Raw genomic sequence first — 21,519 nt, 5'->3', positions numbered from 1 at the left:
GTCGTTTAGAAAGTTAAGTTTACGCCCAATACCCAACTCTTGGAGCGCGGATAAGAAGAGTTGTCAATACCCGGAGTCAATGCGCTGCTACTTGCCGATACTTCGGGGTCGTAACCGCTATAGCCTGTAATTGTACAGATATTATTCAGCGTACAGTAAACGCGCGCATTGCTGATTTTAGCTTTTTGCGTCCATGCCTTCGGGAATGTATAACCCAACGTAATAGTGCTGAAACGCAAGTAAGAGCCATCTTCCAGATAATAACTGCTGTGGTCGCTGATAGCATTCTTGTTATTGCTGGAGATATTCCACAAAGCAGAACCGCTATATTGGTGAGGATTCAATTCGGCCAGGCGAGCCAGGTTTGTACTTTCCTTACCGGTCTGCGGATCTATCAGCGTAAAGCGGTTAAGCATATCTGTAATCGTATTCTGGTTGGCTTTATAAGGGCCGATAAAACGCTGCGTACTCATATTGAACACATCATTGCCTACTACGAAGTTCATAAATACCGTCAAGTCGAAGCCTTTGTATCTGAACGTATTGTTGATACCGCCGGTAAATTTAGGAGCAGCATGCCCTATCACGGTACGGTCATTGATTGAATAAACCGGATTACCGTCCTTATCCACTTCACCCGCTACATTCTTGTATTTCACGTCACCGGGCTTCACATTGGCACGTACACTGCCTTTCAAATAAGGAATGCCGGGATTCAGCGTATAAGTACCATCCGCATTCTGGGTAAAATCATCCGTCGTATAGATACCGTCATAAAGAAGTCCGTAATACTCTCCCAAAGGCTTGCCTACTTCAACCTTGTAACCCATACGTCCCTCATAATCCTGAATGAAATTAGTCTGGTCGGTACCATAAAGGTCAAGTACCTTGGAGCGGTTGAAGGCAATGTTGAAGTCGGTACTCCAAGTAAAATCACCGGTACGGATATTGGTAGAGTTCACCACAATTTCCACACCCCGGTTACGAATAGAGCCCAAGTTCTGGAATTGTGTAGAGTAACCCGTAGAAGTCGGTATCTTATTCTTTATCAAAAGATTTGAAGACTCATTGTTATACCAGTCAACCGATACATTCAGACGGCTATTGAAGACAGAAATATCCAGACCGACATTGGTTGTAGTAGTCTTTTCCCATTTCAAATCAGGGTTACCCAAAGTGTCGCCCGGCTTATAAGTAATGTAATCACCGCCATTATAGCCGTAATGACCTGACCCATACGAAGTGGCATACATATTATTATCGATACCATTGTTACCGGCTGTACCGTAACCGACGCGCAACTTCAAGTTCTGGAAGAAGTCAATATTATCTTTAACGAACGCTTCTTCAGAAATACGCCATGCGGCAGATGCAGACGGGAAATACCCCCATTGGTTGCCACGGGCAAATTTAGAAGATCCATCGGCACGAAGCGTACCGGTAAACAGGTAACGTTCGTTGAAGTTATAAGAAAGACGGCCGAAGAAAGAAACCATCCCCACTTTGCTCTTACCGGACTTCCAGGTATAAGGTTTACCCATGCTGACATCATTCAAGCCAAAGTTACCATCCGAGAATTCCCGGTATTCATTATCCAGGTTCATAGATTGCTCATAGTATGTTTCCTGTCCCAACAATACATTGAAGCTATGGATATCCTTCAGTTTAAAAGCATAATTCAGGGTATTCGTAACCTGCCAGGAGAATTTCTCACTGTTGTTGCGCTTGCCAAATCCATACGGACTTTTGTTGGCATTGGCCTGTTTCGTAGTACCATCGTCCCAGTAATCATCGCGTATTTGTCTCCACATATAACTACCGGCAGTGCGGAAAGTCAAATCCTTCATCAAGTCAATTTCCAGACCGGCATTAACGGTAGCCATGCGAGTATATTTCTCCTGGTCAATGGCCTGGTTGTCCCGTAACGGATTCTGTGCATCATAACTGGCATCGCCCATCATGTCGCCGATCATATTACTCAAATCCGAATTAATCATGTCGTCATTGGTCCATTTGTCACCACCGGTTACCGGTTGCAAAATGGTCTGTTTCAATTTACCGCCCAAGCTACCGCCACCTTCTACTTTGGTCATCTGCATGCTGGACGAGAAATCAAAACGTACTCCTTTCCAAAGTTCATGATTAATCTTTGCACGAATACTGTTTTTCTGATAACCATGCTTTGCCATGATACCGTCTTCACCGGTATAATTATAACTCAACATGTATCTTGTTTTCTCAGTGCCACCGGTTATGTTCAAGTTATGATTTTGCGTAATACCGGTATCTCCAAACACCAAATCCTGCCAGTCAATGCCCTGACGGTTTCCATATTCGCTTGCAATGCGTGCATAAGCTCCGGTATAAAAGTCAGGAGCGTTCAAATCACCTCCAAAGTAGCTGACGAAATCGCCATAACTCCCACGCAATGCATTGAATTCATACTGATACTTCGTATAATCTTCCACGCCCAATACATCCAGTTTCTTACCCAAATGGTCGAAGCTAACAAAAGCATTGTAAGCAACCTCGGTCTTTCCCGACTTGCCGGACTTTGTCGTAATCAGCACAACACCATTCGAACCACGGGCACCGTAAATAGCCGTTGCCGAAGCATCCTTCATTACATCAATGCTTTCTATATCATTGATATCCACATTCTGCAAGCCATTATCCATCTGGAAGCCGTCCACGATATAAAGGGGTTCCGTTCCTTGTGTAATAGACGTTCCGCCACGTACCGTGATATTAATATCCGCACCCGGAGCACCGCTCTGCTGAACAATATTCACACCGGCAGCCTTACCGGCAAGTGCTTGGGCAGCAGTAGTAACCGGTGCCATCTTCAAATCATCCGAGCTAACCGATACAGAGGAACCGGTCAAGTCTTTACGCTTTACTTTGGCATAACCAATAGCTACAACCTCTTCCAACATTACAGAAGATTCTTTCATCATAATGTCAAAATGAGTTTTACTGCCAATTGCTATTGTCTGATCTTCATAACCGATAAACGAAATCACCAGATCCTTGGCGGAAGCAGGAACAGACAGCTTAAAGTTACCATCCATATCGGTAATAGTACCGATTGTTTTGTCACCTTTCACTGTAACAGAGGCACCAATTACCACGTCAATCGCATCGCGGACCGTACCGGTAATTGTTTTGTTCTGAGCAAAAATGCTTAGAGGACAGCCTATTAACAGAAGCATTAACAGACAAAGATTTTTGTGTAAGATTCTCATAGATTATTAATATATTTGATTAATTGATAGATTCAAAATTAACTTTTCGGCGATAAAAAAGTTAGAGGAATCAATCCGGCAGCTTTGCTTCCACAGCCCAACTGACACGTATAAGTTCCTCTAACCCTATCGTTTTTCTCCTTCTACCTACAGATATTTATTTATATCCCGGCAACTGAGTCAAATTCGGATTATCCACCAACGGATGTCCACTTGATTTATCTGCCAGCGGCAGCAACTCTGAGAAATTCTCTTTATATCCATAATAAATACCATCGCTACCGTCAGGAGCAGCAATCCAGTCAGGATATACCCCCTTGTTTTCAAAAGAGCCTGTCGGATTCTGATAAAGTATTTTACCAATCTGCAATGCATTGAAACCTGCTCCAAAACCTGCAGCTTTACGAGCCTTGCCGTTAAATGAGCTGGTGTAAGCCTGGAACATATTGCAAGGATACCATTTATCTCCCTCATTGACAGCTACTCCGTGTGCACGAACAATATCGGCCAGTTGAGCCTGATATTCAGCATACTGCTCTTTATTATCCGGTACATCTATAGCAACGGCTATTTCCTGTTCGTCCGTCAGCTCAATATAGTCAAGGGCTAAGAACTTATCACCATACTCTTGAGCGTCTTCATGCAACTTATACAGACGGTAGATAGGAACATTGGCATACTCACCTTTACGGTCAGACAAATCTTTCATTGCCTGCTGTGTAGCTCTAATCTCCTTAGAGATACGTCCCATACGAATCAAATCAGTACGCAGGAACAGCTGGCCGCCCAATTCCCATTTACGTTCTTGAGCCAAAGCATCGTCAAACTCTTCTTTAGTAGAAGGTATCTCCAGTGAACCAACACCGGCACGTTCACGGATTTGCTTCAATGCATTTATTGCATCACCGGTAGGACCTCCATTCAAATAATTCTGTGCCTCAGCATACATCAACAATACATCAGGATAACTGATTATAGGAATATTCAGATTACGTTTCGTTGCATCAGGAGCCGGAGCCACACACCAAGAGATACGGAATTTACCGGACATAATACAAGAGTATGTAGTACCTACATCTACCCAGGTATCATCAGCACTGCCTTTTTCCAGGAAGTAAATACTGTACGAAGTACAAGTCACATCACGACGGGTATCGCCCGGCTCGAAAGACAGATAGTATGTAGGCAGAATGGAGATCATAGCCTTACGTGACCCGAACAAACCGCCACGAGTACCCGGATGAGCATATACACCCCATTTAGAGTTCGTAGTAGAACCATACTGAGCCAGACTGAATATCATTTCATTGTTAATGGCAGAAAAATTACGCTGACAGAAGTTATACCACATATACTGGAAACCACTCATATCACTCTTTTCTTGTATAAGTGAGTTTTCACCATGATTTATAATCTCCTTACATGCATCGCTTGCAATCTGGTAGAGCTCGCGTACCCGGGCCTCATCACTGCGCCGGGCTACCTTCAAGGTAGACGCGTCGTTCGTTTCGAGGTTCCAACGCAAAGAATAGCCACCTGCATAAAGAGCCACGCGTGCCAACAATGCCAGAGCGCCTTGCTTGGTCAACCGTTCTGTTGTAGCATAGCCACTCTCGCTAAACCAAGGCAGATAGCCAACAGCTTCCTGCAAATCAGCCACAATCTGGTCATATATAATATCGCGGGACACACGCTTGGGATAGAACGTATTTTCATCATTCGGGTCCATATCTTCCAAAGGTTGCCACATAGCCGGAACATCGCCATAAATACTAATCAGATTAAGATATGCAAAGGCACGAAGTCCCAATACCTCACCCAACATAGAGTTACGCTTTGCTGTTTCAGGCATTCCTCTCAGACGCTTGATACCGATATTGGCAGACTCTATCGCACCATACTCTTCATTGAAAAGTGTAGTAGTAGTCCAGTCCGGAGAGTTCGATCCATAGAACCAGTTGGCAAGATTGTACTTTGAGTTATTGGTTGTTCCATCCTCACTTGGGTGACTGACTGTTTCACCTTCAGCCAATTGATAAATCATATCTGTCGGAATAATACCGCGATAGCAACCTTGTACGTATGCATCAGCCGTTGCCTCACTCTCAAATACAGTTTCAGTATCTGCTGAAGTATAAGAAGGCATCTCGAGCCAGTCCGAGCAAGAGGTCATCCCCAGGGAGAGCATCAGAACTGACAGTGATATAATTTGTTTCTTTATATTGAATATTTGTTTCATAACAGTAAAGTTTAGAATGTTAAGTTAAGACCTACTACATAGCTTCTGGAGCGCGGATAAGTAGAGCTGTCATATCCCGGCGTACAAACAACCTGGTCATTACCCGAAGATACCTCAGGGTCATAACCGGAATAGCCGGTGATAGTAGCCAGATTATTAGCCGTAAAATAAAGGCGTGCATTAGATATCCAGAACTTCTTCAACCATACTTTTGGTAAAGTATATCCTAAAGTCACTTGCGCAATACGCAAATAAGAGCCATCCTCTACATAGTAAGAAGAAGGATAAGTGATATAGCTGGAATTGGTTTTGCTCAAGCTCCAGGTGCGTGACCCTTCATTGGGGTTCAGTTCTTTAATACGATCCAAAGCTGTTGCCTTCTGGCCTGTACTCGGATCTACCAGACGATAATAGTTATCGCCGAATTCAGTCGGGACATTCTGGAATGCAGCATACGGACTCATACTGTGCTTGGTAGCATTGTAAACATCGTTACCGATAGAGAATTTCATAAATACGCTCAGATCAAAGCCCTTATAAGCAAAAGTATTGTTGAAACCACCAATACAATCGGGAGTACCGTTACCAATCTTCACTTTTTGCTGGGTAAACTGCGTGCCATCTTCATTGTCGGCAGCAAACTTGATATCACCGGGTTGCGGCGTTCCGCTATTGGGTTTCACTACGCCTTCCTTCAGAGTCAATGTACCGTCAGCGTTTTGAGTAAAGTCATCCGTAGTGTACAATCCATCATAAACGTAACCATACATATCACCCAAAGCCTGGCCTACAACTGCATAATAATTCACCTGACCGGAACGGTTACTACCTACAGAGAAAGTCTTTGATTCAAGGCCATCTTCCAAAGAAACAACCTTAGACTTGTTGAATGCCAGATTCAAATCACTTGTCCAACGGAAATTCTTAGTTTGTACATTTACAGTATTTATAGAGAATTCCCAACCCCGATTACGAATCTTACCTACATTCTGGAACTGGCTTTTATAACCGCTTGTAGATGGGATGACACATTTCAGCAGCAGGTCATTTACTTGATTGTTATACCATTCTGCAGTAATATTCAAACGGCTGTTGAACAAAGAAACGTCCAGACCAATATTAGTAGAATGCATCGTTTCCCATTTCAATTCCCTGTTACCCAGAGTTTCATCCAAGACATAAGCAAGGTTACCTTCCGTATTATTCAAAGGATAATCTGTCTGCTTGAAAGAAGTAGTGTACATATAGTCACTGATATTACAGTTACCGGTCGTACCATAACCTACACGCAACTTCAGATTATTGACCGTATTGGAAATATTACTTTCCTGCCAGAACTTTTCTTCTGAAACACGCCATGCACCGGAAACAGAAGGGAAAATACCCCACTTATTGCCTTTGGCAAATTTAGAAGAGCCGTCACCACGGACCGTTGCCGTCAACAGATAACGTTCATCGAAAGTATAGTTCAAACGAGCAAAAGCAGAAACAATACCATTGCGTGAGTGCCCAACCGATTTATCTTTCAACGTAGCCTGAGAAATATTATCCAAACCAAAGTTCGGGAAGGGGAACTTAACTAAAGACATCTTATTATTCTCCGACTCGGAATAAGTTACTTCATGGCCCAACAGGACATTCAACTTATGTTTCTGTGCGAATGTCTGATTATAGTTCAGCGTATTAGTTATTTGCCATTTGAATGATTCCGCATTGTCTATGCTACCATTAATACCAGTATTGGCAGCATCCATTATATACGAAGTAGAATTTTCATCAGCAAACGATTTGCTTTTGCTGTTAGTCCAAGTATAACTACCGGCAGTACGCCACGTCAGATATTTCAGAAGGTCAAACTCAACTCCTGCATTTACCGTATAGATACGTGAACGTTTCTCTGAAGTAGAGGCTTGATTCTGGATCAGTGGATTGGCAGTATCATAACTTGTATCCAAAGCAGACAAATCCGGATAAGTCTGTGTATTCAGTAATTCGTCTAAAGTATATTTCGTACCGCCAACAATCGGTTGCAAAAGTACACTCTTCATACCGGAGTAAGCTCCGCCACCCATTGTTTTATTATAAGAGAACATTGTATTAACATCTACACGAATACCTTTCCAAAGTTCCGAATTAATTTTGGCACGGAAAGAGCTCTTATTCACACCATGATTTACCAACAATCCATCCTGCCCACTATAATTATAGCTCAACATCACCTGCGTTTTATCTGTTCCGGTAGAAACATTCACATTATGATTCTGAGTTAAGGCCGAGCCACCGAATACTTCATCCTGCCAATCAAGCGTTTGTGCGCCGGCATAACGACTGGCAATACGAGAATAAGCACCGGTATAAAAATCGGAAGCATCAGAAGCCACATTATCAAAAACTGTACTAAAGTTTGTAGCACCGCCTTGCAATACTGCCAGTTCATACTGATATTTAACAAAATCCTCAGCATTAGACATCATGTCAAGTTTCTTGGACAACACGTCAAAAGAAAAATAAGTATTATAACTTACTTGTGTCTTGCCTTTCTTGCCCGATTTGGTAGTAATCAGGACAATACCATTAGAACCGCGTGCACCATAGATAGCAGTGGAAGATGCATCCTTCAGAATGTCAATGCTCTCGATATCATTCACATCGATATTGCTGAGCGCATCACTCATTTCAAATCCATCAACAATATAAAGAGGTTCGGTACTCTGTGTAATTGACGTACCACCACGCACGGTAATATTCGCGCTGGCTCCCGGAGCACCGCTCTTCGTTACAATATTAACACCGGCAGCTTTTCCCTGCAAAGCCTGTGCAGCAGTCATTGCCGGAACAGCCGCAAGCTCATTACTTGAAACAGAGGAAGTGGCACCCGTCAAATCTTTGCGTTTAACTTTGGCATAACCGATAGCTACCACCTCTTCCAACATGATAGAAGATTCTTTCAGTGTAATCTCAAAATGAGTTTTACTGCCAATCGCTATTGTCTGATCTTCATAACCGATAAATGAAATCACCAGATCTTTGGCAGAAGCAGGAACAGACAGTTTAAAGTTACCATCCATATCGGTAATAGTACCGATTGTTTTGTCACCTTTCACTGTAACAGAAGCACCAATCACCACGTCAATCGCATCGCGAACCGTACCGGTAATTGTTTTGTTCTGAGCAAAAATGCCTAGAGGACAGCCTATTAATAGAAGCATTAACAAGCAGAGGTTTTTGTGTAGGATTCTCATAGATTATTAATATATATTTGATTAATAAATAAATTCAAGCTTAACAAACTTGCGTTCCGTTATCGAACACAGGTATCTCGGCGACAAAAGTAGTAAGATTAATAATCTGAGTAAATACCTCTTTTGACTGAAACACTTCTTTTTTTGATTTTCCTCATAAACAAATGATTATTCAATAGAGAGAGCAAGGGAAAAACCTGCAAACAGCAAGTCGAGAATATGCATTTCCCATATTGTTTTTGGACCAATGGAGTATGTAAGACTTTGCCCCTCGTGCGTGGGCCCTACGGTTTACAGTTGTATGCCCGACAGCCCACATACGTGTGCCCGATAGCCCGCAGACACAGGACGGAGTTTTACATAGTCTCTTTGCGCATTCAGGGTGATTCTTTTGCGTATTAGATACTGGCTAAAAAGGGAAAATGTACAAGTGTCCAAGGACGTCGAGCCAGTCTGTCTAGATGACAGATACAGGCATGTTCGGACACTTTTCCGGCTATTGTCCGAACTAATTATAGCGGAATAGCAGCTATTTTAAAAGAGAAAACGCTGAATTGCCCTAATTATGGTGTTAATAAAGGTTATTTAGGCATGATTAAAGGCAAGAGGTGCGAAGTATGATTAAGAACTGTAATACAGCATATTACATGAATCATTTGTCAACAATAGCATAAAAAAAGCGTGTTGGTAACAGTTTACCAGCACGCTACCGTCACTGCTACCAGCACCGGTTAATACGTTGATTATCTTTTCGTTGCACGCATGCGTGCTGGAGTGCTGGTAAGAACTACAATAAACTGTATTCTACAATTCTTCTTCAGCATCGGTTTCGCGACCAAAAGAGCGGTACTCCAGCGGTGTGAAACCGGTTCGTTTCTTGAATAAGGAGAAGAAATGTTCTGTAGATTTATAATCGAGCATAAAAGAAATCTCTTTTACCGATTGTGAAGTACTGACCAGAAGCTGCTTTGCCTTACGCAGTTTCAGTTCCTGGAAATATTTGGCAGGAGCATAACCCGTATAGTCCTTGAAGACCTTGCGGAACCAGGAATAACTGATGTTCAGCTTCATAGCCAGCTCTTCCGGGTCAATATCCTTGAATACATTCTCGTTCATGATAATTTTGGCTTGCTCAATCTTCTGGTCCACATCCCCTACTTCAAAAATCTTATTCTTGGAAACAGATAGTATCATCCCTATCATGTGCAGCACAATCCCGGCAAGATACTGCTGGGAAGAAATCTTATCTGCCTCGGCTATTTCCAATGCACGGGAGTAAAGCGAAACAAGTTCCTCGTTCAAGCCAACTTCAAGTACCTGGTTCTCTTTCGAAAGGAAGCCCGCTTTCACCATATCATCAAGCACCGGCCCTTCAAAACCAATGTAATATTCGTTCCATCCTGTCTGGGAATAAGGATGATAGGTATGCCACTGACCAGGGAAGAGCACCATCAGACGCCCTTTGCAGACTTGCTTTTCCGGAGTTGTTTCCGAGGAGAACAATCCCCTCCCCTTTGTGATATAAACCAACTGATATTCACGCAAGACACGTCCTTTCTGTGCATTGAAGAAATAGCCGGTAGGATGATCCTTTAGCGGATAAGGGGAGTTAGGCTGGATGGATTGAAACCCTACAGTATTGACCCAAAGACCATACTTCTGGTCCATGTCATTTACGATAAGGTACTTGAATTCTACTCCTAAATCATTATAGTTCTTTGTCATAACACGTGTCCTTCATGTTGGGTTCGGGACAAAAATAGAGATTATTTCTTAAAAACAAGTCTTCGCACCGAGAAAATATATTTTTCCCAATGCGAAGACTCTAATTTACTAACGAGTAAAAAGTGCAGCTTATGGCTTCTTGACTACAATTTTATCATATTGTTGTTCGGCTTTGATTTCCGTATACTTCGGCGCATCTATCATCTCAATCAATGCACGGAGCACCGGGCCTTCACCCATCGGATCGTTCTCCTGAACAGGACGGTTATAGTAGTAAGCCGGAGACGGCATGATGCCCGTACCTACACAAATGGCAGTAACATCCCCTTTATCAGACATTTTGGTCATCATACCCTTCAAGCCCTGCTCGGCTGCGTAGATGAAATCGGGATGCAACCATCCGCGTTTCACACCGCGAGCCATACCGAAGACAAACATGGCGGTACCGGTAATCTCTTCAAAGGAATCTTCCTTATCAAGAAGCTGGTGCCAAAGACCGTTTTTGCCTTGGTAACGGGCTACGCCGCTGCATTGGCGTTTGAAGCATTCCAGCACTTTCGTGCGCAAAGGATGGTCCTGGGGCATCACGTCCAGCAAATCGGCAGTAGCCATGAACACCCAACCGTTGGCACGGCTCCAGTGTGCCACTCCATGTTCTTTGTTATCCGTGTGATAGCAATGATAGAAAATCTGCTTTTCCGGACACCATAGATATTCGTGATATTTAATAACCTGATTGGCGGCATCGTCAATGTACTTCATGTCACCGGTCATTTTGCCCATACGTGCCAGGAAAGAGATTGCCATAAAGGCATCATCGGCCCAAATGGTGTTGACGTGCGGCCAGATACGGGCGATGGTACCGTCTTCCAGACGAGGTTCGCCATAGTTCAGATGTTCGGCTGTCTCGTTGATATATTTCAGGAATGCTTTATCGGGATGTTTCATCTGCAAGTCGATCAGGCTGGCGCCCATCGGACCGTTGTCGTCCAGGCGCTTACCACGGAAAATCATGTGCCAGCTCAATTTGCGGACGCCGTACCAGCCTTCGTCTTTCATAGCCTTGTCGTATTGCTTCCTGAAGAAATCCAGGTTGCCTTCATTGAATACGAAGTTCATGTTCCGAAGGACATAATCGTCGTACTTCTTGTCGCCGGTCTTATCGGCAAGTTCCATCAGGGCGATGTGGGTCACTCCATTAGTATAGTGCCAGTTATTATACTTGCAAGCAACGCGGACATTCATATCCAAAGGCAGGTTCTTGACAGTGGTGTATGTCTCGCCGGTCTTGGTATTCTTAAACTCATAGGTGGTGCTGCCAAGGATGCGGTCGGCTATCTTCACAGCCAGCTCGGAGGCTGAGAGTTTTGCCTGAGCGGCATTCTTCACCTCTACTTGCGAGAAAAGCGTAGCCGAAGCCAGCAACAGCATGCAGGAAATAAAAATCTTCTTCATGTGATCGTATTAAATGGTGAATCAAAATGCTTTGCGATACAGCGCCTCGATGTCTTCAACAGAAGTAGGACGCGGATTTCCACCGGTACATACATCATTGAAAGCATCGACTGCCAACTGGTGCAGGTCTTCTTCCCTTACATTGATTTCGTGCAGTTGCTGCGGAATGCCGATGCTCAACGACAAGTTCCTGACGGCATCGATAGCGGCACGCACACCTTCAGCCTCGCTCATGCCCTCGGTATCTACCCCCATCGCCTTTGCAATATGGATATATTTAGGAGCGGCGGGAGACTCTGCATTATACTCCATAACGTATGGCAACAGCAGTGCATTGGCCACTCCATGCGGAGTATCATAATGGGCGCCGAGAGGATGAGCCATGGAGTGCACAATGCCCAGACCGACATTACTGAATCCCATACCGGCAATATACTGAGCCTGAGACATGGCTTCACGGGCGGCAGCATCGTTGCCATTATCGACAGCAGCCTTCAGATTGGCGGCAATCATTTCAATGGCTTTCAGTTCGAACATGTCGGACATGGCCCAGGCACCGGGAGTGATGTAGCTCTCGATGGCATGCGTCAACGCGTCCATACCGGTAGCGGCAGTCAGTCCTTTCGGCATGGAGTACATCAGTTCGGGGTCGACGATGGCAACGGCAGGAATGTCGTTGGGATCGACACAGACCATCTTCTTGCATGCATCTTCATCGATGATGACGTAGTTGATGGTAACCTCGGCAGCAGTACCGGCCGTAGTAGGCAGAGCAAAAGTAGGCACAGCCTTCCGGCGGGTATCGGCCACGCCTTCCAGAGACTTCACGTCGGCAAAATCGGGATTGCTTACTACAATGCCGATGCCTTTGGCGGTATCGATAGAAGAGCCGCCACCCAGGGCTACGATGAAATCGGCCCCGGAGGCTTTGAAAGCAGCAACACCATGCTGTACATTGGCAATAGTAGGATTAGCCTTTACGTCACTGAAAAGCTCGTAAGGGATATGGTTCTTTTCGAATACTTCGATCACTTTATCGGCTACTTTGAAACGGATCAGATCCTTGTCCGTCACAAAGAAGGCCTTCTTGAAACCTCTGCGGGCTGCTTCTACGGCAATCGTTTCGCGACAGCCGGCGCCGAAGTAAGAGGTCTCGTTCAATATCATTCTATACATAGGGAGTTGGGTTAAGTACAATGTAAATGAATTTATTTTGGCAAGTTGAATGCTACGGTCATTTCCTGCATCTGCAACTGGCTCATGCCGTCGGGTTCGAAGCCCATGTTCTTGGCGGCGATATAGATAAGGGCGGATTTGTTGAGGACATCCACCTGGTCGAAGGCGGCCATTACATCTACATCTACGGCGAAGACGCCATGCTTCTCCCACATTACGACGTCATAATCGGCCAGTTCGCGGATGGTAGCTTCGGCCAGTTCTACGGAACTGGGGAGCTTGTAGGGGATGATGCCCAGACCACGCGGACAGAAGGCTTTCGTCTCGGGAATCATGCTCCAAAGGAGATTGGTGGCGACATCCTTCTGCAGGAATTTCTGGCAGTGGGTCATGGCAACCAACTCGATGGGGTGGGTGTGCACGGAAGCCTTGTAGGGAGAACCTTGGGCGATGAGATAGTTGTGAACGCTGAGGTGTGAAGGGAGCTCGGAGGTAGGCTGTACGGGCTGGTCGGCTATGATGACATAGCTGGCACAGTCGTCCAGAATACGGATGACGGAGCCGTTCTCCATCGGGCGGCGGGCCAGGTCGCGCATGCGTTTGTTGGTGCCTTTACAATAGAAGTAGCAGCCTTTCAGGTGCGGCAGGGTGGCGCCTATCGGTTTTACTTCGCTGATGGCGGGCATGGACTTGATTTCATCGTCGATGTACTCGGTGATGTTGACTGTGATGTTGCCACCATTACGTTCCGCCCAGCCTTTCTGCCAGAGGTAGCCGGCTACTTCGGCTACTTTCCACACTTCGGCAGCAAGAGCGAGGCGATTGTTTAAGATTGATTCCATATACTTAGAAGATTATTTATAGATACTCTAATTTATTATTTAATTCTGCGCCATAGCCACTACAATGATAGAGGCAATGAGCACTGCCAGCCCCAGAAGAAGTACACCGATGGTGCGCTGTCCGCAGCCTTTCCACTCCCGGAGCAGAATACCCCAGACGTTACTGAACGTAACATTGAGCGACATCAGGATGCTCCACGAGAAAGCAAGCAGTATGGGGCTATCCGTCAAGAAGCTCTTACCCATCTCCAAGCCGAAGAACTGCGAATACCACAGTACGCCTGCCAGTGCACAGAACAAAAGATTATTGATGAATACACCGCCTTTGACTGAGAAATACTCCCGACCGGTCTTGTTCTTCACATTCTGCTGGATGCAATAGACGGCATTGGTGCAGAAACCGCCCAAAGTAACAAGGAAGATAACCGGAAGCCCGGCATACAACGGAGCTACACCACCTGCCAAGGCAGCCTCTTTTATCGGCACGCCGGCATCAAGCCCCAGGGCGAAGCAAGCGCTCATTACACCGGCAAGCAGTGCCACCAGCAATCCCTTGGTCAGTGCAAAGTCTTTCACAGCCGCCTTTTTCTCCTCCTCACTCATATTCCGGGAGCGGAGGCTTCCGGCATAACCGATGACAGCAATACCGGCCAACGTAATGCAAACGCCAATGAGCAACATCAGTCCATCGCCATGCAACAGGTCTTTTCCGGCAAAGAGTGCCGGGAAGAGTGTTCCGAAACCGGCACAGGTGCCAAGAGCAATACTCTGCCCAAGAGCAACACCCAGATAGCGCATGCTCAGTCCGAATGTCAGTCCACCGACGCCCCAAAGGACACCGTAGACCATGGCAGGTAACGCGCCGCCTGCTCCCCAGAGTTCCATCAGGCTGCTACCGGCAGGAATGCCGAGCAATGCACCCAGCAGCGGGAAGACGAGCCAGGCAAAGATGCCCTGCACCAGCCAGAAGCTTTCCCACGACCAGTTTTTCACCTTATTGATAGGTACATACGAACTGCTCTGCCCGAAACTGCCGATGGCGATAATTAGTAATCCGATTAGTGTATTCATTATATCACTGCATTTAAATGTTTCTTGTTGATAATAAAAGAGCCCCCGCGCTGCACCTTCAGAGTGCCTGAAACCGTGCGCTGAAATTCAGATTGCACCTTCAGAGTGTCCGAAACCGTGCGCTGAAATTCAGATTGCACCTTCAGAGTGTCCGAAACCGTGCGCTGAAATTCAGATTGCACCTTCAGGGTGTCCGAAGCCGTGCGCTGAAACTCAGATTGCATTTTCAGGGTGTCCGAAGCCGTGCGCTGAAACTCAGATTGCATTTTCAGGGTGTCCGAAGCCGTGCGCTGAAACTCAGATTGCATTTTCGGGGTGTCCGAAGCCGTGCGACGAGCCCTCAAAGATACGCTTAGTTGCGCTTGGACGTCACTTCCGCCTCGTATTTTTCAATCTCAGCAATGAATTCCTCACCCACCGGCACATCGTTCTTCAAGCAGAACATATCCCACACGGCATTCCATGGCAGTGATTTCGCTTCTTCGAGCAGTGCCAGGCGTTCGAAGCCCTGGTCGGCAGCCTCGTAGCGACGCAGCGTATCCAGTGGTTCGAGCAGCGCCTGAAGCACACACTTCTGCGTAGCACGGCTACCGATGACGTATGCGCCGATGCGGTTGATGCTGGCATCGAAGTAATCGAGTCCGATATGTACACGGTTCAGTGCATTGCAACGAACGATTTCCTTGCAAAGGTCCAGTGTATCGTCGTTCATAATCGTCACGTGGTCAGAGTCCCAACGTACCGGACGGCTGACGTGCAACATGATTTCGGGGATAAAGAGAAGGAGAGAAGAGAGCTTGTCGGCCACGCTTTCCGTGGGATGAAAGTGCCCCGTGTCCAGCGTCACAATCTTGTTGCGACTCACGCCATAGCCGATATAGAAGTCGTTCGACCCTACCGTATAGCTTTCCAGACCGATGCCGAAGACTTTGGACTCTACGCAGTCCTTCATATTCCGGTAATCGGTGGCAAAGATGCGGTCGAGGGAGTCCTTCAGCAGCTCGCGATACTTCATGCGGTTCACGGTGATATCCTTGCTGCCATCGTGTACCCAAAGGTTCATGATACAAGGGTCACCCTGGCGACGGCCCATCTCTTCGGCAACGGCACGGCAACGGATGGTGTGCTCTACCCAGAAGTCGCGGATAGCCTTGTCCGGGTTAGACAGCGTAAGGTTGCCGCTCTTGGGGTGGGAGAAGGAAGTGGAGTTGAAGTCCAGCTTCATATTGTTTTCGGCTGCCCATTGCATCCAACTCTCAAAGTGTGCGGGCTCTACCTGGTCGCGGTCTACGAACTTTCCGCCGAAGTCGCCATATATTTCGTGCAGGTTCAGACGGTGCGTGCCGGGGATATAAGAAGCAGCCTTCAGTATGTCCTGACGGAGCTCTTCCATCGTGCGTGCCTTGCCCGGATAATTACCTGTAGCCTGAATGCCCCCGGTGAGCGAGCCCGTCGATTCAAACCCGGCTACATCATCTGCCTGCCAGCAATGCAGCGAGAGGGAAATCTTCTGCAAGGCGTCCATTGCCTGTTCTACATCTACGCCAATAGCAGCATAACGCTCTTTGGCTACCTCAAATGCCTTCGTAATCAATTCTTCTTTCATGATAGTAAATTATTAAGTTATAAGTTATGAAAATCTATAGTATCTGTCATTCAGAGCGTAGCGAAGAATCTCTTCCCTATATATTAAGAGAGTAGATTCTTCGGGCTAAAGCCCTCTGAATGACAGATAGGCGGTATCCCACACTTCCATATCCTGTGGATGGAAAGTCTTCAACGGGATGGAGCGATTGATAAGCTGCCGCATGGAAGCAACGTCCCGGGCAGCACCGGTCGTCAGTGCCTGAATCATAACGTTGCCGATGGCCGTAGCCTCCGAGGGACCGGCTATGACGGGAATGCCCACCGCATTGGCCGTCCACTGGTTCAGCAGGTCGTTACGGCTTCCACCGCCGATGACGTGCAGTGCCTCTACCGGGCGGGGTGAAAGGTGGCGCAGATTATCCAGTACCTGGCGGTAACGCAAAGCAAGGCTTTCGAAGATGCAGCGCACGATCTGTCCCCTCGTCTGGGGAATGGGCTGGCGATGGTCGGAGCAATAAGTCCGGATGGCCTGCTCCATATTGGCCGGATTGGCAAACAAAGCGTCATCCGGGTTTATCAGACTGCGGAACGGCTCACAGGCATCTGCCTCGGCGATAAGTTCCGGATAGGAAGTCTCTCCCCACTCGGCACGGCAACGTTCCAGCAGCCACATGCCGCAAATATTCTTCAGCAGGCGGATGGTGCCTTCCACTCCGCCTTCGTTGGTGAAGTTCAGTTCTTCGGTTTCTTTATTTATAACAGGAGCGTCGGCTTCTATTCCCATCAGCGACCAGGTGCCACTGCTCAGGTAAGCAAAGTTCCGGTTCATGGCAGGTACTGCCGCTACGGCCGAGGCGGTGTCGTGTCCGGCTACAGCGATTACGGGAATGCTGCCCAAGCCGGTCATGCGCTGTATCTCTTTGGTCAGCACTCCTACCCGGTCGCCGGGATAGACAAAGCGTCCGAAATTCGCTTGCGTCAGTCCAAGCTCATTCAGCAAGGCATCTTCCAGCTTGCGGGTATTGGCATTGACCAACTGCGCCGTACTGGCAATGGTGTATTCCGTCACCATTTCGCCCGTCAGCATATAGCTCAATGCATCGGGTATGAAAAGGATTTTATCGGCTGCCGCCAGTGCACTGTCGTGGTTTCGGCGTAATGTATCGAGCTGGAACAGCGAGTTGAAGTTCATCACCTGGATGCCTGTCCACCCATAGACATGGCTACGGGGAACCCGTGTAAAGAAAGCATCGGGAGCTCCCGCCGTATGAGGGTCACGATAGGCGTATGGCTGGCGGAGAAAGCCTCCATCCCGGCCCACACAGACAAAATCTACTCCCCAGGTATCGATACCGATAGAGGTTATTTCCACATCTCCCTTCCGGGCAGCCTGTTTCAGCCCCTCGACGATGTGACGGTAGAGTTCGTAGATATCCCAGTAGAAATGTCCTCCGGCTTCAATCAGGTGATTGGGAAAGCGGTTCACTTCCTCCAGTTCCAATCCGGCAGGAGTAAAAGCCCCCAAGATGGTACGGCCGCTGGTGGCTCCAAGGTCGACCGCAAAAAAGCATTGTTTCATGGTAATTAGTTTTAGTCGCTATTAGACGGTACAAAAATAGGGGATTGCTCCCCTACCTTCTGTACTCATTTTGACGGAAAGGGTGTCTGATTTGACAATCCGCCCGTTTGAGGTTCTTATTAATCTATCGAGAATCAAATTAATCTATCGAGAATCAATACTTTAACAATACTTCCCCTTCTAAACCTGCATCTTGCAATGCGCTATGCTCCGAAACGAATGCTTCCGGTTCGGCTATCAGTCTGCTGTTCCTGTCCTGCCCCAAGTCATCAATAGCTCGGTTGTTCCAGGAATTGGTAACGTGTAATTCCAGTTCGTTCTTTCCTTTCCTTATATAAGACGAAATATCCAGTTCCCATGGAGAACACCAAATCGTTCCCACCTTCTGCCCGTTTACAGATACTTCCGTCACACAGTTATTGGACGGTATCTGGAGGTGGACACCAGCCATGCTGTTCTGCCACTCAAAAGAGGTTCTATATACAGCCGTTCCCGAATAATAACGGATAGCCGGATCCTCATTCCTGTTCCAATACTCCAGTCGGCGGCAATGTACCGTTCCTTTCCCTTTGTAATGAGGATCGAAGTAAATAGTCCAGTCATTATCGAGTACCCGTTGCTTTTGTAATAACGGCTTATGTTCCAGGTTTTCCTCTTTATCGGAGAATACTATGAAACAGGATTCCCGAGGAAGAAAATGCAGAGTTACACGTCCCTTATCAGCCTGCAGATTATATCGCCTCCCGGAGACAGCATCCCATAACTGGGCATATTTATACTTCGTCTTAAATACATATTGCCCTGAAATCTGCCGGTCGGTATGGTTGTTCAAGAAGTAGATATCGCAATCATCTGTTTCCCTATGGGCGAAATATAGTTTTGTGCCATCCACATCCGGAGCAATACACGCCTTTTGCAATGCTTCGGATAGAGTCATTCCGGAAAAGACTTTCCCTTTTCCATAGAAGCCGGTAGCATCCCACATTGCACGAACCAATGCCTCATATTCTTCCTCTTTTCCTATATCTTTCTTACAAGGCGAACCTGTCGGCCTGTTTCCATAGGCGCAAGCTCCCTGCTTTACCAACAGAGCTATTTTCCGCAAGGCGTCCAAAGAAATCTCGCCGGAACGGGGAAGCACCATCATGGAATAGCGCTGCCCTGTAGGCAAAACGATTTTCCCTTCCTCTAATTCCATCCGGGTCAGCAACGCATCTTCTGTGAAGGCATCGAAATCATAGCCGGCAGGAATCTTAGGCAACCGGTGAGTCAATATCCTCACAGGTGCATTATTGCCCAGATAAATACACAAATCCGTCACAGGCCGTCCTTGGCGCATCACATAACTGACGCGTGCCTGGTAATCCCCAAAGTCCCGGCTCTTTTCCCACCATGTATTGTTACGCGAATAGGTTGCATAGTATCGACCGCCCGGATCACCGGCATTTGCTTCATGAGGTTGATGCACCGAGGCACAGACAACGAACTCGTTAATGCCAAATGCGTATGCACCGTCTGCAATATTCTTCAGGTCGCTCGGCATAGTGGTCAGGTCGCCATCAGTAAAAGCTTCGGCCGAAGCAATCGGTTTTCCGTAAAGGTGTGCTGCCGACGAAGACTCCTTTATATCGTAGTTGCCATCCGGCTGCATCACCCAGAACTCCCCCTGGGGCTTCTGAACCTTACTCTTGGCAACAATCGGTATCGCAACAATACATTGCGCATTTCCCGTTGCCTGTGCCGTAAAAACAACATTATGTTCCCGGCACAACCTATCGAAAGTTCCGTAATAACGTTCCGCAATCAAATCGGCTATTGTAAGACGCACATCGTACAGGATATTCTCAGAAGTCCTGATATTGTCAATCACATATCCGGCCATTACAGGCAGATAAGGAATCAGATCATATCCTCTAAACCTCTTGAAGGCCTCAAGGAAATCATCAGTCCAATTCTGGGCACCTGCCTCATGGCTGTCCATTGCCATACCTTTCAGATTATTGATACCGTGGTAATCCAAAGAATCGAGAATCTGCTTGAAGTAAGAATTGAACTGCAAAGTAGCAGCACGGACGGACAGTTTGTCGCATTCCAGCCCCATCATTTCCGGACGTCCATGCTTTACCTGCCCACCTGTCGGTACCATACACAATCTTAATATCCGCCAATTCCCTGCCGGAGCATTCCATCTTAATACTCCGTCCGTTCCGAGACAATGGGTTATATCCAGCACCTTACCGGAAGGTACAAGCTCTGAAGAAGCATAAGCCGGTGAGTCCATCGTCTTCTCAATATACTCCGAAATATATCCAGCCTTGTACTCATACTCATTAATCATCGGGTCCGAACTTAGAACAATTCCTCCAAGACGCAAAGCCTTCCCTTCGTCAGAACCATTCCAGCCGGAAAGTTTAATCCGATAAAACCGGGCTTTCACAGGAAGAAATGAGATTGTCTTCTTTTTATAGCTTTCGTGAGCACGATACAAGGGCTTCAAATCACAAACTTTGTGATAAACCTCCCCGTCTTCACTCCACTGCAACTCTCCGCAAGGAGGCAATACTTCATATCCCGTACCGACGAAAGTCTCCTGAGGTTCTGCCGGTACGTTTGTAGCACTTGTCGTTGCCTTTCCGGACGGACCTATGATATAAGTGATGCTCCTCAGAACCTTAGCCCGGGAATAATCGATATGAATATAAACCGGTTCATTCTTTATAGACGGAATAACGCAGAGCTCTTTTCCTCCAAAAAGATCCTCGGGATTGACTTGAGAAGTATTTGAGGAAAGCTTCACCTGAAAGTCCGATGTATCTTCCGTAGGTATGGCCATCACCTTTATATCCCGATAAAAATCATATTTATTCTCGGGTGCTTTCAGCCTTAATTCAAGTTGCTTTCCTCCCGACACTACCGTTTCGATACTTTCCAAGCGTTTCATTGCATCTTCCGGCTTTATCCACGGACCTCCCGCAACAAAACCATTAGATACATGAAACTCAAAGTCAAGCCCCAGACGCTCGGTTTCTCTTGCTACATAGTAAACGTTATCCCACCATTCTTTGCTCATTGCCAACTCGGTACCCGGCAACTGGTCTCCATGAACCTGATCATAGAAAACGATACCACCAATACCAATCCGCTTAAACGCTTCCAGGTCTTTGGTCATCCCCTCCTTTGTAGAAGGGAATTTACCATGAAACCACCACATCTTGGTCCGGGCCGAATCCTGAGGATTCAAAAAACCGGCCAGAGCTTTACTGAACGTTCCTCCGGGAACCGGGTAAGAGTCGGCATAACATACAATACTTACCAATAAGAGAAGCGAAAACAATCTGATTTTCCTCATACAATCATC

The 21,519-nt window shown here is 46.7% G+C and carries 12 protein-coding genes; all 12 read right to left on the bottom strand.

The genetic code is table 11. The features are described from left to right. Positions 1-5 precede the first annotated feature (5 nt). Entirely contained in the window at positions 6-3,212 is a 3,207-nt protein-coding gene (locus tag AAE250_RS02565; RefSeq protein ID WP_294596580.1) for a SusC/RagA family TonB-linked outer membrane protein, read from the bottom strand. A gap of 190 nt (positions 3,213-3,402) precedes the next feature. Next, positions 3,403-5,484: a RagB/SusD family nutrient uptake outer membrane protein gene (locus AAE250_RS02560; RefSeq protein ID WP_294596583.1), complete on the bottom strand. Its 2,082-nt coding sequence runs from the start codon at positions 5,482-5,484 to the stop codon at positions 3,403-3,405. 11 nt (positions 5,485-5,495) lie between these two features. Then, positions 5,496-8,693, bottom strand: a complete 3,198-nt coding sequence (locus tag AAE250_RS02555) for a SusC/RagA family TonB-linked outer membrane protein (RefSeq protein ID WP_446715714.1) — start codon at positions 8,691-8,693, stop codon at positions 5,496-5,498. A gap of 837 nt (positions 8,694-9,530) precedes the next feature. Beyond that, the gene (locus tag AAE250_RS02550) at positions 9,531-10,451 is read right to left on the bottom strand and encodes an AraC family transcriptional regulator (RefSeq protein WP_294596588.1); all 921 of its coding nucleotides are present in this window, start codon (positions 10,449-10,451) and stop codon (positions 9,531-9,533) included. 129 nt (positions 10,452-10,580) lie between these two features. Continuing rightward, entirely contained in the window at positions 10,581-11,906 is a 1,326-nt protein-coding gene (locus tag AAE250_RS02545) for a glycoside hydrolase family 88/105 protein (RefSeq protein ID WP_294596591.1), read from the bottom strand. 21 nt (positions 11,907-11,927) lie between these two features. Next, the gene (gene fucO / locus AAE250_RS02540; RefSeq protein ID WP_294596594.1) at positions 11,928-13,082 is read right to left on the bottom strand and encodes a lactaldehyde reductase; all 1,155 of its coding nucleotides are present in this window, start codon (positions 13,080-13,082) and stop codon (positions 11,928-11,930) included. Between the two features lie 32 nt (positions 13,083-13,114). Further along, on the bottom strand, positions 13,115-13,924 hold the full coding sequence (rhaD, locus tag AAE250_RS02535) for a rhamnulose-1-phosphate aldolase (RefSeq protein WP_294596597.1): 810 nt from the start codon (positions 13,922-13,924) through the stop codon (positions 13,115-13,117). Between the two features lie 39 nt (positions 13,925-13,963). Next, positions 13,964-14,995, bottom strand: coding sequence for an L-rhamnose/proton symporter RhaT (gene rhaT / locus AAE250_RS02530; RefSeq protein ID WP_294596600.1), 1,032 nt, complete (start codon positions 14,993-14,995; stop codon positions 13,964-13,966). After that, positions 14,995-15,303 (bottom strand): hypothetical protein, encoded by a 309-nt coding sequence (locus AAE250_RS02525; RefSeq protein ID WP_294596603.1) that lies wholly within the window; start codon positions 15,301-15,303, stop codon positions 14,995-14,997. The genes rhaT and AAE250_RS02525 overlap by 1 nt, the downstream gene beginning before the upstream one ends. Positions 15,304-15,347: 44 nt before the next feature. After that, a complete protein-coding gene (locus AAE250_RS02520) occupies positions 15,348-16,601 on the bottom strand; it encodes an L-rhamnose isomerase (RefSeq protein WP_294596606.1) in 1,254 nt (417 codons plus the stop codon). Positions 16,602-16,706: 105 nt separating this feature from the next. Further along, a complete protein-coding gene (gene rhaB, locus AAE250_RS02515) occupies positions 16,707-18,161 on the bottom strand; it encodes a rhamnulokinase (RefSeq protein ID WP_294596609.1) in 1,455 nt (484 codons plus the stop codon). Between the two features lie 154 nt (positions 18,162-18,315). Further along, positions 18,316-21,510: a glycosyl hydrolase gene (locus tag AAE250_RS02510; RefSeq protein WP_294596612.1), complete on the bottom strand. Its 3,195-nt coding sequence runs from the start codon at positions 21,508-21,510 to the stop codon at positions 18,316-18,318. Positions 21,511-21,519: the final 9 nt, after the last annotated feature.

The organism is Bacteroides sp. GD17, from assembly GCF_038448625.1.
GTDB lineage: Bacteria > Bacteroidota > Bacteroidia > Bacteroidales > Bacteroidaceae > Bacteroides.
Note: the sequence above shows the minus strand (reverse complement) of the source record. Positions and strands in the feature narration are given on the sequence as shown.

Excerpts from the sequence above, each read along its gene's own strand:
- AAE250_RS02510 (WP_294596612.1), bottom strand. The coding sequence starts at position 21,510 with ATGAGGAAAATCAGATTGTTTTCGCTTCTCTTATTGGTAAGTATTGTA.
- AAE250_RS02520 (WP_294596606.1), bottom strand. The coding sequence starts at position 16,601 with ATGAAAGAAGAATTGATTACGAAGGCATTTGAGGTAGCCAAAGAGCGT.
- AAE250_RS02550 (WP_294596588.1), bottom strand. The coding sequence starts at position 10,451 with ATGACAAAGAACTATAATGATTTAGGAGTAGAATTCAAGTACCTTATC.
- rhaB (WP_294596609.1), bottom strand. The coding sequence starts at position 18,161 with ATGAAACAATGCTTTTTTGCGGTCGACCTTGGAGCCACCAGCGGCCGT.
- AAE250_RS02545 (WP_294596591.1), bottom strand. The coding sequence starts at position 11,906 with ATGAAGAAGATTTTTATTTCCTGCATGCTGTTGCTGGCTTCGGCTACG.
- fucO (WP_294596594.1), bottom strand. The coding sequence starts at position 13,082 with ATGTATAGAATGATATTGAACGAGACCTCTTACTTCGGCGCCGGCTGT.
- AAE250_RS02525 (WP_294596603.1), bottom strand. The coding sequence starts at position 15,303 with ATGCAATCTGAGTTTCAGCGCACGGCTTCGGACACCCTGAAAATGCAA.
- rhaD (WP_294596597.1), bottom strand. The coding sequence starts at position 13,924 with ATGGAATCAATCTTAAACAATCGCCTCGCTCTTGCTGCCGAAGTGTGG.
- rhaT (WP_294596600.1), bottom strand. The coding sequence starts at position 14,995 with ATGAATACACTAATCGGATTACTAATTATCGCCATCGGCAGTTTCGGG.
- AAE250_RS02555 (WP_446715714.1), bottom strand. The coding sequence starts at position 8,693 with ATGCTTCTATTAATAGGCTGTCCTCTAGGCATTTTTGCTCAGAACAAA.
- AAE250_RS02565 (WP_294596580.1), bottom strand. The coding sequence starts at position 3,212 with ATGCTTCTGTTAATAGGCTGTCCTCTAAGCATTTTTGCTCAGAACAAA.
- AAE250_RS02560 (WP_294596583.1), bottom strand. The coding sequence starts at position 5,484 with ATGAAACAAATATTCAATATAAAGAAACAAATTATATCACTGTCAGTT.